Source organism: Nocardiopsis aegyptia (genome assembly GCF_013410755.1).
In the GTDB taxonomy this organism is placed as follows: domain Bacteria; phylum Actinomycetota; class Actinomycetes; order Streptosporangiales; family Streptosporangiaceae; genus Nocardiopsis; species Nocardiopsis aegyptia.
On record NZ_JACCFS010000001.1, the window covers coordinates 2060531 to 2076055 of the forward strand.

General features: G+C 74.9%; 13 protein-coding genes. 5 read left to right on the forward strand and 8 right to left on the reverse strand.

Features of this window, described 5'->3' with window-relative positions; all coding sequences use genetic code 11:
* Positions 1-373: 373 nt before the first annotated feature.
* From HNR10_RS09255 to HNR10_RS09265, 3 genes are all read right to left on the reverse strand, one after another.
* Complete coding sequence (locus HNR10_RS09255; protein WP_179822432.1) at positions 374-1102, reverse strand: response regulator; 729 nt, start codon at positions 1100-1102, stop codon at positions 374-376.
* A complete protein-coding gene (locus tag HNR10_RS09260; RefSeq protein WP_312889185.1) occupies positions 1099-2091 on the reverse strand; it encodes a sensor histidine kinase in 993 nt (330 codons plus the stop codon). The genes HNR10_RS09255 and HNR10_RS09260 overlap by 4 nt, the downstream gene beginning before the upstream one ends.
* 194 nt (positions 2092-2285) lie before the next feature.
* A complete protein-coding gene (locus HNR10_RS09265) occupies positions 2286-2831 on the reverse strand; it encodes a DinB family protein (RefSeq protein ID WP_179822433.1) in 546 nt (181 codons plus the stop codon).
* 142 nt (positions 2832-2973) lie between these two features.
* On the opposite strand from HNR10_RS09265, the gene HNR10_RS09270 reads away from it, so the two are divergent.
* Both HNR10_RS09270 and HNR10_RS09275 read left to right on the forward strand, forming a co-directional pair.
* Positions 2974-4194, forward strand: a complete 1221-nt coding sequence (locus tag HNR10_RS09270; RefSeq protein WP_179822434.1) for a sensor histidine kinase — start codon at positions 2974-2976, stop codon at positions 4192-4194.
* Entirely contained in the window at positions 4182-4826 is a 645-nt protein-coding gene (locus tag HNR10_RS09275; protein ID WP_179822435.1) for a response regulator, read from the forward strand. The genes HNR10_RS09270 and HNR10_RS09275 overlap by 13 nt, the downstream gene beginning before the upstream one ends.
* Positions 4827-4841: 15 nt before the next feature.
* Here the strand turns inward: HNR10_RS09275 and HNR10_RS09280 are convergent, their stop codons facing one another.
* From HNR10_RS09280 to HNR10_RS09295, 4 genes are all read right to left on the reverse strand, one after another.
* Positions 4842-5741, reverse strand: a complete 900-nt coding sequence (locus HNR10_RS09280) for a bile acid:sodium symporter family protein (RefSeq protein ID WP_179822436.1) — start codon at positions 5739-5741, stop codon at positions 4842-4844.
* A gap of 152 nt (positions 5742-5893) precedes the next feature.
* Entirely contained in the window at positions 5894-6448 is a 555-nt protein-coding gene (locus tag HNR10_RS09285; protein WP_179822437.1) for an ATP-binding protein, read from the reverse strand.
* Positions 6449-6697: 249 nt separating this feature from the next.
* Positions 6698-8233: a glycerol-3-phosphate dehydrogenase/oxidase gene (locus HNR10_RS09290; protein ID WP_376769742.1), complete on the reverse strand. Its 1536-nt coding sequence runs from the start codon at positions 8231-8233 to the stop codon at positions 6698-6700.
* Between the two features lie 118 nt (positions 8234-8351).
* Positions 8352-8945, reverse strand: coding sequence for a TetR/AcrR family transcriptional regulator (locus HNR10_RS09295; protein ID WP_179822438.1), 594 nt, complete (start codon positions 8943-8945; stop codon positions 8352-8354).
* A 17-nt stretch (positions 8946-8962) separates the two neighbouring features.
* On the opposite strand from HNR10_RS09295, the gene HNR10_RS09300 reads away from it, so the two are divergent.
* Genes HNR10_RS09300 through HNR10_RS09310 form a run of 3 tightly spaced genes read left to right on the forward strand, consistent with a single transcriptional unit; the run spans position 8963 to position 13830 of the window.
* On the forward strand, positions 8963-10597 hold the full coding sequence (locus HNR10_RS09300) for an FAD-binding oxidoreductase (RefSeq protein WP_246406134.1): 1635 nt from the start codon (positions 8963-8965) through the stop codon (positions 10595-10597).
* A gap of 40 nt (positions 10598-10637) precedes the next feature.
* Positions 10638-13172 carry an ATP-binding protein gene (locus tag HNR10_RS09305; RefSeq protein WP_179822439.1) on the forward strand — a complete coding sequence of 845 codons (2535 nt, stop codon included), beginning with the start codon at positions 10638-10640 and terminating at the stop codon, positions 13170-13172.
* Complete coding sequence (locus HNR10_RS09310) at positions 13153-13830, forward strand: response regulator (RefSeq protein ID WP_179822441.1); 678 nt, start codon at positions 13153-13155, stop codon at positions 13828-13830. The genes HNR10_RS09305 and HNR10_RS09310 overlap by 20 nt, the downstream gene beginning before the upstream one ends.
* A gap of 694 nt (positions 13831-14524) precedes the next feature.
* Here the strand turns inward: HNR10_RS09310 and HNR10_RS09315 are convergent.
* Entirely contained in the window at positions 14525-15457 is a 933-nt protein-coding gene (locus tag HNR10_RS09315) for an aminoglycoside phosphotransferase family protein (RefSeq protein ID WP_179822443.1), read from the reverse strand.
* Between the last annotated feature and the right edge of the window lie 68 nt (positions 15458-15525).

Sequence of the window (15525 nt, forward strand, 5' to 3'; positions counted from 1 at the left end):
CGGGCCCGGGCCCGTTCGGGCGCATCGGCCCCGAGTGGACACTCCCGGTGTCCACCCAGGGGGACATCGAGCCCCGGATGACACGGAACTCCCCCACGGTCGGGACCGTCCTGGTCGCAAACGATCCCCGGGGAGACCCGATGAGCGACCAGCACCCCGGCGGCTCCACGCGGCGGCGAGCGCCGGACACCTGCGAGCCCTCGACACCATGGGAAGCCTGCTTATGGACTCCGGCCTGTGGGAGGAGGCGGAGGTGTGGCTCCGCGAGGCGGCGTGGGCGGGGCACGTTCCGGCCATGGCCCGCCTGGGCGGCGTCCTCTGGCGGCTCGGACGCCTCCGGGAGACCGGCCCCCGGTCGTCCCGGTGCGCGGGCTCACTCCGGGCGGGAGACCCGGACGAGGCCGTTCTCGTAGGCGAAGACCACCAGCTGGGCGCGGTCGCGGGCGTCGAGCTTGGTGAGCAGGCGGCTGACGTAGGTCTTGACGGTGGCGTGGCTGAGGGTGAGCCGCGCGGCGATCTCGGCGTTGGACAGTCCGCGCCCGACGAGGGTCGCGACCTCGCGCTCGCGCGGTGTCAGCGGCGGCCCCTGCCAGGGGGCCGGCGCCGGTCCGCGCCCGGAGGCGACGACGTCGGCGATCAGTCTGCGCGTGACCTCGGGTGCGAGCAGCGCGCGGCCGTCGGCGACCACGTGCACGGCACGCAGCAGCTCCTCGGGGCTGGTGTTCTTGAGCAGGAACCCACTGGCCCCGGCGCGCAGCGCGGAGTAGACGTACTCGTCGAGGTCGAACACGGTGAGGACGATGACGCGGGTGCGCTCGCTCGCCGCGCAGATCGCCCGGGTCGCCGCGAGGCCGTCCAGGTCCGGCATCCGCACGTCCATCAGGACGAGGTCGGGCGCGTGCAGCGCCGCCAGGTCGACCGCCTCGCGCCCGGTGCGCGCCTCGCCGACAACGCTGAGGGCGGGGTCGGCGTCCAGGAGCATGCGCAGCGATCCGCGCAGCAGGTCCTGGTCGTCGGCGATGAGGACGCGGACCGGTTCGGCACCGGCGGGCCGGGCTTCGGCCGGAGTGCCCGGGGCGGGCGGATCGGCGGGCGGTGTCATCGGGTGGATCTCCTGCGCGGGGGGTCGGGTCGCGGGCCGTAGGGCAAGCGGGCGTGGACACGGTAGCCGCCACCGGGGCGGGGGCCGGTCTCCAGTGTGCCGCCGTGCGCGGCGACGCGTTCGCGCATGCCCACCAGCCCGGTCCCGCTCCCGGGCGCGGCGGACCGTCCGGGGGCGGGACCGGTGTCGGTGACCCGCACGTCCACGGCCGTCGCGTCCGCGGTGACGGTGACCTCGCACGTGGTTCCCGGGGCGTGCCGGACCGCGTTGGTCAGTGCCTCGCGGACCAGCCGGTGCACGCTGACCGCGGTGGTGGGCGGGACCGCGTCGGCGCCCTCGACCGTGAGGCGGCAGGTGAGGCCGGTGGAGCGCGCCGTGGCGACCAGGTCGGCCAATCCGTCCAGCCCGGGCTCCGGTTCCAGGGGCGCCGCGCCGTCGGCGCGCAGGCCGCGCAGGAGGACGCGGAGTTCGTCGGAGGCCGCGCGGGTGGTGGACTCGATGTCGGCCAGGGCCGAGCGGAGCGCGTCGGGGTCCCTGGCCGCGTACCGGGCCGCTCCGGCGCGCATCCCGACCGCGCCCAGGGTGTGGGAGACCACGTCGTGCACCTCCCGGGCCAGGCGCAGGCGTTCGCGCGTCTCGGCGGCGCGGGCGGCGGCGGCCAGGGCGCGCTCCTCCAGCCGTCCGCGTTCGTGGACCGACCGTCCCAGCAGCCACGCGGCGCCGAGCAGCGCGGAGCCGACGACGGCCGTGCGCACGGGGGCGACGGAACCGGGCGGCACGCCGCCGACGGACAGGGCCAGCACCACCAGGAGTAGCAGGAGGAGGGCGTGGCGCGGACGGGCCGTGCCCGAACCCGCGGTCAGGGCGAGCGGGTAGAGGGTCCAGGCGGCGGCCGTGAGCGGGTCGGTGCCCCAGCCGGCGGCGGTCAGGACGGCGCTCGCCGCGAGAACGGCGCCGAAGGACGCGGCCGGCCACCGCCAGCGCAGCACGATCCCGGCCGCGACGACCGCGAGGAGTGCCGCGGCCGCCCACTGTTCCGGTGCCGATCCTGCCCGGAGCAGGGCCGGCCAGCCGAAGACGACCGCGTGGCCGGCGGCGAGCGCGGTGTCCGCGGCGAACCGCCGGCGGCCGGGGCCGCCCCGCGGATCGAGGGCGGCCCAGTGGCGGTCGGGGGCGTGCGCGGTCAGAACCCGGTCTGCCCGTCCGCGCGCTCCCGCAGGAGGTCGGCGTGGCCGAGGTGGCGGGCGTACTCGGCGATGAGCTTGACCAGGACGACGCGCAGCTGGATCGGGCTGCCGGTGCGCGACTCGGTGCCCGCCGCGTCCAGGGACGCGGCGGCGTCCGTGACCGCCCTGGTCCGCCGGATCTCGGCCCGCCAGACGGCGAGGTCCCGCTCCGGGTCCCCGTCCAGGCCGTTGAAGTCGTGGTCGGGGTCCTCGTCGGAGTAGTGCAGCAGCGGCAGGTCCTCACCGGCGAACTGGATCCGCAGCCACCACCGCTCGACGTCGGCCAGGTGGCGGACGAGTCCGTGCAGGCTCAGTCCGGAGGGCTCGACCGCGCGGGCGGACAGCTGCTCGGCGGTGAGCCCGTCGCACTTGGCGTCCAGGGTGGCGCGCTGCCAGTCCAGGTAGGCGGTCAGGACCGTGCGCTCGTCTCCGGTCAGCGGCAGGGCGCCGCGGTCCGGAGCGTCCATGGACGGGCTGAGGTTCTGTGCGGGGATGCGCTGCATGGCTCCAGCCTGCACCAGGGCGGCGACATTCGCCACGGTCCGCGGAAGCGGTAGGCAGCTGTAGTGTCCGGCCCCGTCGCCATGGACCAGAATGTCGGATGCGCCGCCGGTGTCGGCGGTGTGGACGAGGAGGGGCACGGGGATGAGGGACGTCTGGGAGCGGGCTCGGAGGGCCTGCGGCTACCTGCTGGTGGGACTGGGGGCCGGCATGGTCACGATGGTGATGCTGCCGCTCACCGTCGCGGTGGCGCTGACCGTGGTCGCCGCGGGCCTCGGGTACTTCGCGCTGCCCCGGTGGCTGGGGGTCGTGCGGGCGTGGACGGACCTGCACCACGGCCGCGCCGCCCGGCTGCTCGGCCTGCCGGCCGACCGCGGCCCCGTCCCCGACCGGAGCCGGTTCGCGGCCCTGTTCAAGGCCCCCTCCACCCGCCGGGACCTGGTGTGGCTGCTGCTCTTCCCTCTCACGAGCGTGCCGGCCGGCCTCGTCGCGCTCCTGGCCGCGGGGCTGGCGGCGACCTCCGTGCTGCTGCCGTTCTGGTGGGCGCTGCCCGCCGGCCTGGAACTGGACGTGTTCGGCGTCCCGGTGACCGGGTGGGGCACGGCACTGACCGGGATCGCCGCGCAGCTGGGCGCGTCCGCGGCCCTGGGCGGGCTGGTCCTGTCGCCGCTGGCCAGGGCGCACGCACGGGTGAACTTCCGGCTGCTGGCCCCGTCCGAGGCCGAACTGCTGGCCGGACGGGTCGACGAGCTGACCCGCACGCGGGCCGACGTGGTCGACGCGCACGGCGCGGAGCTGCGCCGGATCGAGCGCGACCTGCACGACGGCACCCAGGCCCGGCTGGTGTCCATCGCGATGCAGCTCGGCGTGGCCGAGGAGGCGGTGCAGGGCGATCCGCGGGTGGCCGCGCTGCTGCGGGACGCGCACACGGGCACGGAGGAGGCGATGGAGGAGCTGCGGGACGTCATCCGCGGCATCTACCCGCCGATCCTCGCCGACCGCGGACTGGTGGGGGCGCTGCGGGCGCTGGCAGCCCGGACCACGGTGCCGACCAGGCTCGACGCCGGTGAGCTGGGCGCGCTGCCGCCGGCGGCCGAGACGGCGGCCTACTTCGTGGTGACCGAGGCGGTCACCAACGCGGTCCGGCACGGCGGGGCCGGGGCGATCACGGTGCACCTGTCCCGGGAGGGTGGCGTGCTGAGGATCGCGGTGCACGACGACGGCGCGGGCGGCGTGGACGACAGCCGCGGCAGCGGCGTGGTGGGGATCCGCCGCCGGGTCGCGGCGCTGGACGGGACCGTCCGGGTGAGCAGTCCGGTCGGCGGGCCGACCGAGGTCGCGGTGGAGCTGCCGTGCGGGTCGTGATCGCCGAGGACAACGTGCTGTTGTCGGCGGGGCTGGAGCTGCTGCTGACCACGCGGGGGTTCGAGGTCGCGGAGATCGCCGGGGACGCGGAGGCCTTCGCCGCGGCGGTGGAGCGGCACCGGCCGGACCTGGCGATCGTGGACGTGCGGCTGCCGCCGGACTTCCGGGACGAGGGGATCCACGCGGCGATCGAGGCCCGGCGGCGCCACGACGCGCTGCCGGTGCTGGTGCTGTCGCAGTACGTGGAGCAGGACTACGCGGGCGAACTGCTGGCCGACGGGCGCGGCGGGGTCGGCTACCTGCTCAAGGACCGGGTCGGCCGGGTGAGCGAGTTCGTGGACGCGCTGCACCGGGTGGCCGGCGGCGGCACGGTGATGGATCCGGGGGTGGTGCGGCAGCTGCTGACGCGGCGCCCGCGCGATCCGCTGGAGTCGTTGACGCCGCGCGAGCAGGAGGTCATCGCGCTGATGGCGGAGGGGTTGGGCAACGGCGAGATCGCCGAGCGGATCGTGGTCACCGAGAACGCCGTGCACAAGCACATCGGCAACATCTTCGCCAAGCTCGGACTGGCGCCCACCGACACCGGCCACCGCCGGGTGCGCGCGGTGCTCGCCTACCTCGACCGCAGGTGAGCGCCGCGCGGCCGGTCACGGGACGGGCGGGGCCGCCTCCCTGGCGGCGTCGTCGCGGACCGCGCGCCGGCTGAGCAGGAACCCGGTGGCGGCGGCGGTGAAGAGCATCAGGACGCCGTACACGGCCGAGGGGATCGCGATCTCGGTGTTGCCGAGGAGGGCGGGGCTGAGCGCGATGGCCAGGGAGAGCGTGGTGTTGTGCAGGCCGATCTCCATGCAGGAGGCGATCGCCTCGGGGCGGCCGGTGCCGAGGGCGCGCGGCGCCCAGTAGCCGAGGGCCAGGCTGGCGACGTTGAAGAGCACGACCATCAGGCCCACGGCCACGATGTAGTCGCCGATGTTGTCGAGTTCCTGGTAGACGGCGGTGAGGATGACGCCGACCAGGACCAGGACGGAGGCGGCCTTGACGGGGCGCTCCATGCGCCGCGCGAAGGCCTCGGCCCTGGCCCGGAGCACCATGCCGAGCGCGACGGGGATCAGGATGATCGCGAAGACCTGGAGGACCTTGTCGGCCTGGAGGCCGAGGGTGTCGCCGTCGCTCATGAAGTGGGCGAGCGCGAGGTTGGTGATCAGCGGCAGGGTCACCATGGCGGTGAGCGAGTTGAGCGCGGTCAGCGAGATGTTGAGCGCGACGTTGCCGCGGAAGAGGTAGCTGTACAGGCTCGCGGTGGTGCCGCCCGGCGAGGCCGCGAGCAGCATCATCCCGACCGCGAGCGCCGGCGGGGGCCGGAAGAGCAGGACGAGGCCCAGGCACAACAGCGGCAGGACGACGATCTGGCAGCCCAGGATGAGCGCGACCGTGCCGGGGACGCGCAGGAGGCGGGCGAAGTCGGCGGTCGTCAGGCTGAGCCCGAGTCCGAGCATGATGACGGCCAGGGCCGCCGGGAGCGCGATGGTGGCGATGCTGGAGTCCAAGGGGGCACCTCGGGTGGGGCCGCCGGGGCGGCTGCGGGGGTCGGGGGGTGGGTCCGGCACCGCGGACGCACGGAGTCGCGCCGCTCCGTGATCTGCGTCTCAGTGACGTACTCGTCGGTATCGTGGCACGCCCCCGATCCCCTGACAAGGGGTCAGGCCGCGGGCCAGGAGCTCCCGGTCAGGTCGTAGGCCAGGTGGAACCACACCTTGCGGATGCTGGGGTGGCCGTTGTCGCCCCACGCGCTGGCGAAGCTGTCGACCAGCGCCAGGCCGCGCCCGTTCTCGGCGGTGAGCTGGTCCCCGGCCAGGGCTCCGGCGCTGAGGGGGCCGTCCTCCCCCGCCACCGCCCGGCTGGGGGCGCCGCTGTCCCGGCAGACCAGGGTCAGGCCGTTGGGGCCGCGGGTGACCCGCAGTACGAAGGTCTGGCCCTCCTCCCCCGACCGGCTGTGCCGGATCGCGTTGGTGGCCAGCTCGGTTCCCAGGAGTGCGAACACGTAGCGGAACTCGCTGTCCCGGCAGGCGGCGCAGGTGTCCAGGAAGGCGCGGGCGAGCGGCACGCTCGCGGGCTCGCCCGGGAACTCCCAGTGCCGCTTGGTGAAGGGCACGGGCGGGCGCCCGTTGAAGTAGTGCCGGTACTCGTCCGGTACCCCCGAGAGGACGGAGCCCTCCGCCTGGGCCAGGGTGGGCACGGAGACGAGCGTGGGCATGGGTGACTCCTTGGCGACGGCCGGAGCGCGCGGCTCGCGGTCGAGGGTGGTGGCGGGCGGGAGCGTGGTGGCCGGGCACACCGGAGGAGGGGCCGGCTGGGGGAGCGTCCTACGCCGACGGGGGAGGCGGCGAGCGACGGCTACGACCTTACGCGATGATCTCCTTACGGGACAGGGGATGCGGGTGTGGCGCGAATCCGAATGTCCATCCGGGCCGGGCCCCGGGGCGCGTCGGCGCGCCCCGACGCCTCACCCGGCGTCCGCCAGGGCGGCCTCGGCCGCGGACCGCGCGCTCTCGCGGTCGGAGTCCACCAGGGCGACCCGGGTCCGGCGCTCCAGGAGGTCGTCGACGTCCAGCGCCCCCTCGTGGCGCACCCCGAACCGCAGCTCGGCTCCGGTGACCCCGCAGGCGACCGGCTCCAGCAGGGCCGGGTCCGCCCCGGCCCCGGCCAGCACCGCGGGCGCCTCGGTGCCGTACCGGGCGACCAGCCGCCGGGGAGCGGCCAGGTCGGCCAGTTCCGCGCGGTCGGCCGCGCCCACCAGCGGCAGGTCGCGGGTACGGCAGGGGCCCGCGTTGAGCCGGCGCTCGCGCACGGCCGTGTCCACGGCCTCCTCCGCCATCGCCCGGTAGGTGGTCAGCTTGCCGCCGACGACGGTGACCGTGCCGTGCGCGGAGACGGTGACGGCGTGCTCGCGCGACAGGTCGGCGCTGTTGCCGTCCGCCTGGAGCAGCGGCCGGAGTCCGGCGAAGGAGCCGCGCACGTCGTCCCGGCCGAGCCGGGTGCGCAGCGCGCGGTTGACCTGGGCGAGCAGGAAGTCGACGTCGTCCTCGGGCACGGTGGGCACGTGCGGCGGCTCCCCCTCCACGGGCTCGTCCGTCAGTCCGACGTAGACACGGCCGTCCGCCTGGGGAAGGGCGAACACGAACCGCGAGGTGCCGCCGTCCACGGGAACGGTCAGCGCGGCGCGGGGGTCGCCGAGGGCGGCGGAGTCCACGACCAGGTGGCTGCCCCGGCTGGGGCGCAGGCGCACGTCCGGGTCGAGTTCCCCGGCGTGCACGCCGGTGGCGTTGACGACCGCGCGGGGCCGCACGGGTACCAGGCGCCCGGTGCGCTCGTCGCGCAGGAGCACGCCGTCGGCCGTGACGCTCTGCGCGGAGCAGCGGGTGATCACGCCGGCGCCGTGTCCGGCGGCCGTGCGGGCCAGCGCGACCACGAGCCGGGCGTCGTCGACCAGTTGGCCGTCGAAGGACAGCAGGCCGCCGCGCAGCCCGTCCTCGGCCACACCGGGCAGCAGGCGGCGGGTCTGGGCGGGGGTCAGCAGGCGCGGGGGCGGCAGGACCGCCGAGCGCGTGCCCGCGGCCCGGCGCAGGACGTCGCCCATCCCGGTGCCCGCCCACATCAGCAGCGCGTGGGCGGCGGGGGTGTCCCGGTGGACGGGGATCACCATCGGCAGGGTCCGCACCAGGTGGGGCGCGGTGACGGTCATCAGCAGGTCGCGTTCGCGGGCGCTCTCGTAGGCGATGCCGAACTGGCCCCGGGCGAGGTAGCGCAGTCCGCCGTGCACGAGCTTGGAACTCCACCGGCTGGTGCCGAAGGCGAGGTCGTAGCGCTCCACGAGCACGGTGGACAGCCCGCGCGAGGCCGCGTCCAGGGCGGCGCCGGCCCCGGTGACCCCGCCGCCGACGACCAGCACGTCGATCTCCGGGCACTCCTCCAGACGCGCGAGGTCGGCGGAACGGCGGGCGGCGTTGAGCGAGGTCGACTGGGTCGGGCGCACGGTCACGGGAACACGGCCTTTCTGGGGACGGGCAGCGGGTGGGGTGGGGGTCGGCGTCCGGGAGGCACGGGCCCCGGCGGAACGGGGGCGCCGCGCGGCGGGGCGGGCATCCTCCGCACACTCCCTAGTCGGCGTCCCCCGCGAGGTAGCCGTCCAGGAGGGTGGTCAGCTCGCCGACCAGGGCGTCCTCGTCGAGGAGGTCGGCGAACAGGCGGCGGGAGGTGACCGTGCCCTGGACGGTGACGAGCACGTACCGCGCCAGCACAGCGGGATCTCCCGGACGGACGGAACCGTCCCGCTGGCCCGCGGCGACCACGGGCTCCACGATGTCGAGGGCGGCCCGGTGGCTGGTGCCCAGGCGGTGGAAGGTGTACGTCGCCAGGAGTTCCGGCTCGGTGTCGACGATCCGGGTGAAGAGCGGGTGGGCGAGCAGTGCGCGCGCGACCCCGGCGGCGTGCCGGACGAGGCGGGCGCGGACCGCCTCTCCGTCCCCTCCTCCCCCGGACGCCTCCTGGGCGAGCAGGATCCGCCGGAGTTCGCGGGTCAGGAGGTCGGCGACGAGCGCGGTCACGTCGGGCCAGCGGCGGTAGACGGTGGGCCTGCTGACCTCGGCGCGGCGGGCCACGTCGGTCAGGGTCGTGCGGCGCACCCCGAACGACTCGACGCAGACCAGGGCCGCGTCCATGATCCGGTCCTCAACGTTACGTTTTGACGCCATGTGTAAAACTGTAGAGCATGGCTCACGACGACACGAACGCCCCCCGCCGCCCGGCCGGCACCGCCCCGGACATGAGCTGGTTCGGCTGGGGCGACCCGGCCCTCGCCCGCTCCCTGGACCCGGGACTGCGCGACCTCATCGCCCAGGTCCTGCGCGCCCGCCCCCGCGACATGCCCCCGGTCCCCGAGGAGGAGGTCCGTCTGCCCGCGCCGCGGTTGGACCCGCGGGTGCGCGCACGCCTGACCGAGGTCACCGGCGACGCCCACCTGGCCGACGACGACGCCACCCGCCTGCGCCACTGCGGCGGCAAGAGCACCCCCGACCTCCTGATGCGCCGCGCCGGCTCGGCGGACCCCGCCCCCGACGCGGTGCTGTACCCGGCCGACCACGACCAGGTCCTGCGCCTGCTGGAGGTGTGCTCGGCCGAGGGCGTGGCCGTGGTCCCCTTCGGCGGCGGCACCAGCGTCGTGGGCGGCCTGACCCCACTGAGCGGCGGCTTCGGCTCCGTGGTCGCGCTCGACCTTCGGCGCCTGGACGCGCTGGTCTCCTTCGACCCCGAATCGATGACCGCCGTCCTGGGCGCGGGCGTGCGCACCCCGCGGGCCGAGGCCCTGCTGGCCGAATACGGCTGCACCCTCGGCCACATGCCGCAGAGCTACGAGTACGCGACCATCGGCGGGTACGCCGCCACCCGCTCCAGCGGCCAGGCCTCCTCCGGGTACGGCCGGTTCGAGGACATGGTGGTGTCCCTGCGCGCGGCCACCCCGCGCGGCACCCTGGCGGCGGGCGGCCCTCCGGCGTCGGCCGCCGGCCCGGACCTGCGGCACCTGCTGCTGGGTTCGGAGGGCACCCTGGGCGTGATCACCGAGGTGGGCGTGCGCGTGCGCCGCCGTCCGGAGCGGGTCCTGGACGAGGCCTGGTCCTTCCCCGACTTCCGTACCGGGGCCGCCGCCCTGCGCGCCGTGGCGCAGTCGGACGCGCGCCCCACGATGGCGCGGGTGCTGGACGAGTCGGAGACCTTCGTGGGAGCGGCCCTGGGCGGCCGCGAGGCGACACCCGGCTGCCAGGCCGTCGTCGGCTTCGAGGGCACGGAGGCGGAGGTGGACGCGCGGGCCGCCGCGGTCGGCGCCGTCCTGGCGGCCGCGGGCGGGACCCGGCTCGGCCCTGAGCCCGTGGCGCACTGGCGGGAGAACCGCTTCTCCGCCCCCTACCTGCGCGACACCCTGCTCTCCGCCGGCATCCTCGCCGAGACCCTGGAGACCGCGGCGAGCTGGACCGACCTGGTGCCCCTGCACGCGGCCGTGTCGGACGCGCTCACCGCCGCCCTGGACGGCGACGAGGGCGGCGCCGTGGTGATGTGCCACGTCTCGCACACCTACGCCACGGGCGCCTCGCTCTACTTCACGGTGGCCACGGCGGCGGGTTCGGCGCCCCTGGAGCGCTGGGAGCGGGCCAAGCGCGCCGCCTCGGAGGCCATCGTCGCGCACGGCGGGACCATCACCCACCACCACGCCGTGGGCACCGACCACCGGCCGTGGATGGCCGAGGAGATCGGTGCGCTGGGCGCCGACGTCCTGCGCGCGGCCAAGGGTGCGCTCGACCCGCGCGGCATCCTCAACCCGGGCAAGCTCATCCCCGCCCCCCGGGGGTGACCGGGCTCCGCCGGTGCCCCGGAGGATCCACAATGGATCCGTGGCACGAGGCAAGCTCCGCATCTACCTGGGGTCGGCGCCCGGGGTCGGCACCACCCACAGCGCGCTGGCCGAGGCGCACCGCCGCTCGGCCGGCGGCACCGACACCGTGGTCGCCGTCGCCCACACGCACCGGCGTCCGGGCACCGAGGCCCTGCTCCGGGGTCTGGAGACGATCCCGACCCTGGCCTCCGGCGCCGTCGACACCGGTGCCGTGATCGAGCGCGCCCCCGCGCTGGCGATCGTGGACGACCTGGCGCACGCCAACGCCCCCGGATCGCCCAACCCCGCCCGCTGGCAGGACGTGCAGGAACTCCTGGCGGCGGGGATCAACGTCGTGTCCACCGTGGGCATCCACCAGCTGGAGTCCCTCAACGACGTCGTCAAGCAGATCACCGGCGCTCCGCCCGTGCGCTCGGTCCCCGACCGGGTGGTGCGCGCGGCCACGGAGATCGAGCTGGTCGACCTCACCCCCCAGGAGCTCCGCCGCCGGATGGCGCACGGCGACATCCACCCGGCGGAGCGGTTGGACGCGGCGCTGTCCGACTTCTACCGCGAGGGCAACCTGGCGGCCCTGCGCGAGCTGGCCCTGCTGTGGACCGCCGACCGGGTCGAGGAGGGCCTGGCCCGGTACCGCGGCGAGCACAAGATCCGCAGCACCTGGGAGGCACGCGAACGCGTCGTCGTGGCCCTGACCGGCGGCCCCGAGGGCGAGACCCTCATCCTGCGCGCCGCCAGGGTCGCCGCCCGTTCGCGCGGCGGACACCCCCAGCCGAGCCACCTGATGGCGGTCCACGTGGTACCGCCCGACGGCATCGCCCAGGCGCCCACCGACGACCTCCTGCGCCAGCGCCGACTGCTCGCCGAACTCGGCGGCACCTACCACCAGGTGGTCGGCAACGACGTCCCCACCGGCCTGCTGGAGTTCGCCCGCGGCGTGCACGCCACCCAGATCGTCCTCGGCTCCTCGCGCCGCAGCGCGTGGCAGTACGTGTTCGGTCCCGGCGTCGGCACCATCGTGGCGCGCGAGTCCGGCGACATCGACGTGCACATCGTCACCCACGAGCAGGTCGGCACCGGCCGCTGGCCGCTGCCGCCGCCCGGCCGCGGACTGGGCCCGCACCGCAGGGTGGCGGGGTGGACGCTGGCGGTGGTGGCACCGTTCCTGCTGACCCTGGTCCTGACGGTGCCGCCGCTGCGCGGGGTCGGCGCGGCCTCGGACGCCCTGCTCCTGCTGCTCATCACCGTCTCCACCGCCGCCGTCGGCGGCCTGTGGCCCGCCCTGTCCTCCGCCGTCCTGAGCGCGCTCCTGCTCACGTTCGTGCTCTCGCCGCTGCACGGCCGGCCGCCGGTGTCGCTGGACAACATGCTCGCGCTGACCGCGTTCGCCCTGGTGGGCACGCTCGTCGCCGTGGTCGTGGAGATGGCGGCGCGCCGTTCGGCCCAGGCCGCGCGCGGCCGGGCCGAGGCCAAGGCGGTGACACTGCTCGCCGGCAGCGTCCTCTCCGGCAGCGAACCCCTCCAGGCCCTCCTCCGTCGGATCCGCAAGACGTTCGCTCAGCGGTCGGCGACCCTGTTGGAACAGCGCGACGAGGGCGGCTGGCGGGTGGTGCACAGCGTGGGCGCCCCCGCGTGCGAGACCCCGGACGAGGCCGACGTGCAGGTGGCGATCTCCGACACCCTCACCCTGGCGCTGCGGGGACGGGTGCTGCCCGCCGCCGACCGCGGGGTCCTGCGCGCCTTCGCCGCGCACATCGGCATCGCCCTGGAGCACCAGAGGCTGGAGTGGGACGCCGCCGAGGCGCGCGGCCAGGCGGCGGGCAACCGGATCCGCACCGCGCTGCTGGCGGCCGTCTCGCACGACCTGCGCTCACCGCTGACCTCCATCAAGGCGAGCCTGTCGACCCTGCGGGCGACCGACATCGAACTCGACCCCGAGGACCGCGAGACGCTCCTGGAGACCGTGGAGGAGTCCACGGACCGGTTGAACCGGCTCATCGACAACCTGCTGGACATGAGCCGGGTGCACACCGACAACGTCCGGCCCCGGCTGCGCGCGGTCGGCCTGGAGGAGGTCGTCCCCGTCACGCTCCTGGGCCTGCCGCACGACTCGGTCACCGTGGACGTCCCCGACCACCTGCCGCGGGTGCGCGCCGACGCGGGGCTGCTGGAGCGCTCGATCGCCAACGTGGTCACCAACGCGGTGCGCTACAACCCCGATCCCAGCAGCCCGGTGCTGGTCGCGGCCAGCGCCCACGGCGAGAACGTGCAGCTACGGGTCGCGGACCGGGGCCCGGGAGTCTCCGACGAGGGCAAGCACCGGATGTTCGAGGCCTTCCAGCGCCTGGGCGACGCGCCCCAGGGCACGGGGGTCGGTCTCGGCCTCGCGGTGGCGCGTGGTTTCGTGGAGGCGATGCACGGAACGCTCACGCCGGAGGACACACCGGGCGGCGGACTCACCATGGTGTTCACGCTGAAGGCGGCGGATCCGAACGAGGCAGGCGAGGAGAGGTCCCATGCGGGTCCTGGTCGTTGACGACGACGTGCAGATCATCCGGGCGATGCGGATCAACCTGAGGGCGCGCGGGCACGACGTCGACACCGCCGCGGACGGTGCCGCGGCCCTGCGGCTGGCCGCCGAGCGGCACCCGGACGTGGTCCTCCTCGATCTGGGGCTGCCCGACATGGAAGGCATGGAGGTCATCCAGCGGCTGCGGGGCTGGTCGCAGGTACCGATCATCGTGCTCTCCGCACGGCACTCCGCCGGGGAGAAGGTGCGCTGCCTGGACTCGGGCGCCGACGACTACGTCACCAAGCCGTTCGGGATGGACGAGCTGCTGGCGCGCATGCGCGCGGCCGAGCGCCGGTCCGTGCGCTCGGAGGAGGCGCCGGTGGTGCGCACGTCGTGCTTCACCGTCGACCTGGGGGCCAAGCGCGTGCTGCGCGACGGCGAGGAGGTGCGCCTCACCCCGACGGAGTGGCACATCCTGGAGATCCTCGCCCGCAACTGCGGACAGCTGGTGAGCCAGCGCCGCCTCCTCCACGACGTCTGGGGGCCCTCCTACCAGAGCGAGACCAACTACCTCCGCGTGTACATGGCGCAGCTGCGCCGGAAGCTGGAGCCCGATCCCGCGCACCCCCGGTACCTCATCACCGAGGCGGGCCGCGGCTACCGCTTCGAGACCCCGGGGTGAGTTTTTTGTGTTTTTTTGGGGCCTCCGCTCGTTCCTCGCTTTGGCCCGTGCTCGTGCGCCCGGAAGACGCGCCCTTCGGTCCTTCCGGTGCACTCCCTCGTTCCTCGGGAGTGCACCTCCAGGCCCTCCAGGACGCGTCGGCGCCCTCGCTGCGCTCTCCGGCGCCCTCGCAGGCTCGGACGCTGGGCGCCGAGTAGCCAGTGTTCTTCGTCGTCGACTTGCCTTGCTCGCAAGCTCGCTGCGGCCCCGTCTCCTCCTGCAGAACACTGGCGCGCCCCGAGCCAACCCCCCTATGGACCCCACACCTATAGAAGCTTCAACCCCCGACGGGACCCCATGAGCGGAACCGGCCACGCCCAACCCCCTGCGACCCCGAAGGCGCGCATGCACACGTTCAACCCCCTGAGCCTCAGGACGAACGGGTTGAAGCGGTACGAAAGCGGCCTACCGCAACCCGAGGGGGTGAGGGGTACGCGGTTCCGGTCGCGGGGACCACAGGGGGTCTATCCGGGCCAAAGCGAGGAACGAGCGGCGGCCCCAAAAAAGCACAGGGGTGAGGGGCGCGCCGGTGCCTGCAGGAGGAGTCTCTGCCGCCAGCGAGCCTGCGAGCCAGGCAGTAGCGACGACGAAGGCCCCGGCGTCAAGCGCCCCGAACCCACCCCGGCGTGAAAGCGCCCCGAACCCACTCCGAACCCTAACCCCGAACCACCACGCTGCGCTCGGCCATCTCCATCAGCACCTCGAACTCCTCGGTGCCGGTCTGGCCGCGGTTGACCTTGGCGACGACCATGCAGGGCGCGAAGGCCCGGGACCACGCCATGAGCCGGTCGCCGTCCACGTCCATGACGCGGGACAGCACGTCCACCCGGCGCTCCACCTCCCGTAGGCTGCTGGCCTGCCACACCGTCCAGTCGACCGCGTCGACCGCGCCGTCGCCGAGGCAGGCGCGCGGGTCCAGCGCGACCAGTCCGCGCGGGCCGCCGTCGATGACGTTGCCCGGGTGCAGGTCACCGTGCACGGGGACCACGCCGACCTCGCCGTGGGCCAGGTCGCGGGCCCGGCACAGGCCCTGGTGCATGACGGAGGCGGGCACGATGTCGGCGGCTGGGCCCTCGGCGCGCTCCCGGGTCCAGAAGTCGAAGATGAACTGCACCCGCGAGGTGAGGGGGCGCAGCTCCATGAGTTCCGCGCGCGGGACGTCGACGGCGTGCAGCTGCGCGATGAGGGAGCCGACGGTCTCCATCGCCGGGACCACCCCGGTGGCCGCGACGGTCTCGCCGTCGACGCGCTCCATGAGGATGGCGCCGCGCTCGGAGTCCAGGCCCCACACCTCCGGGACCCGGTGGGAGGGCGCCCACATGCGCAGCAGCCGTGCCTCGGAGACGCACAGCCCGCTGTCCGGGCAGAGCTTGAGGACTCCTTCACTCCCGTCGGCACGGCTGACCAGGACCACCACGGACGTGCGTCCGTGCGGGGCCGGCCCCTCGACCGTCAGCCCCCATTCGGTGGCGAGCTTCTCCACGATCGAGGGGACTTCCGTCAGCCATTCGCCGACGTGCGCGCCGAAGCGCCGTTCCAGACGTCGGCGCTGCCGGTCGTCGACGAACCGCGCTGTGACGTCGTTCATGAGTTCCACCTTCGGGTCGCGCGCGTCGGTGCCTGTCGGGGTCCGACCCCTGACGCCGACGGCCGACG

Coding starts and splice junctions, on each gene's coding strand:
- HNR10_RS09270 (WP_179822434.1), top strand. CDS start 2,974: ATGAGGGACGTCTGGGAGCGGGCTCGGAGGGCCTGCGGCTACCTGCTG.
- HNR10_RS09265 (WP_179822433.1), bottom strand. CDS start 2,831: ATGCAGCGCATCCCCGCACAGAACCTCAGCCCGTCCATGGACGCTCCG.
- HNR10_RS09315 (WP_179822443.1), bottom strand. CDS start 15,457: ATGAACGACGTCACAGCGCGGTTCGTCGACGACCGGCAGCGCCGACGT.
- HNR10_RS09285 (WP_179822437.1), bottom strand. CDS start 6,448: ATGCCCACGCTCGTCTCCGTGCCCACCCTGGCCCAGGCGGAGGGCTCC.
- HNR10_RS09295 (WP_179822438.1), bottom strand. CDS start 8,945: ATGGCGTCAAAACGTAACGTTGAGGACCGGATCATGGACGCGGCCCTG.
- HNR10_RS09300 (WP_246406134.1), top strand. CDS start 8,963: ATGGCTCACGACGACACGAACGCCCCCCGCCGCCCGGCCGGCACCGCC.
- HNR10_RS09255 (WP_179822432.1), bottom strand. CDS start 1,102: ATGACACCGCCCGCCGATCCGCCCGCCCCGGGCACTCCGGCCGAAGCC.
- HNR10_RS09310 (WP_179822441.1), top strand. CDS start 13,153: ATGCGGGTCCTGGTCGTTGACGACGACGTGCAGATCATCCGGGCGATG.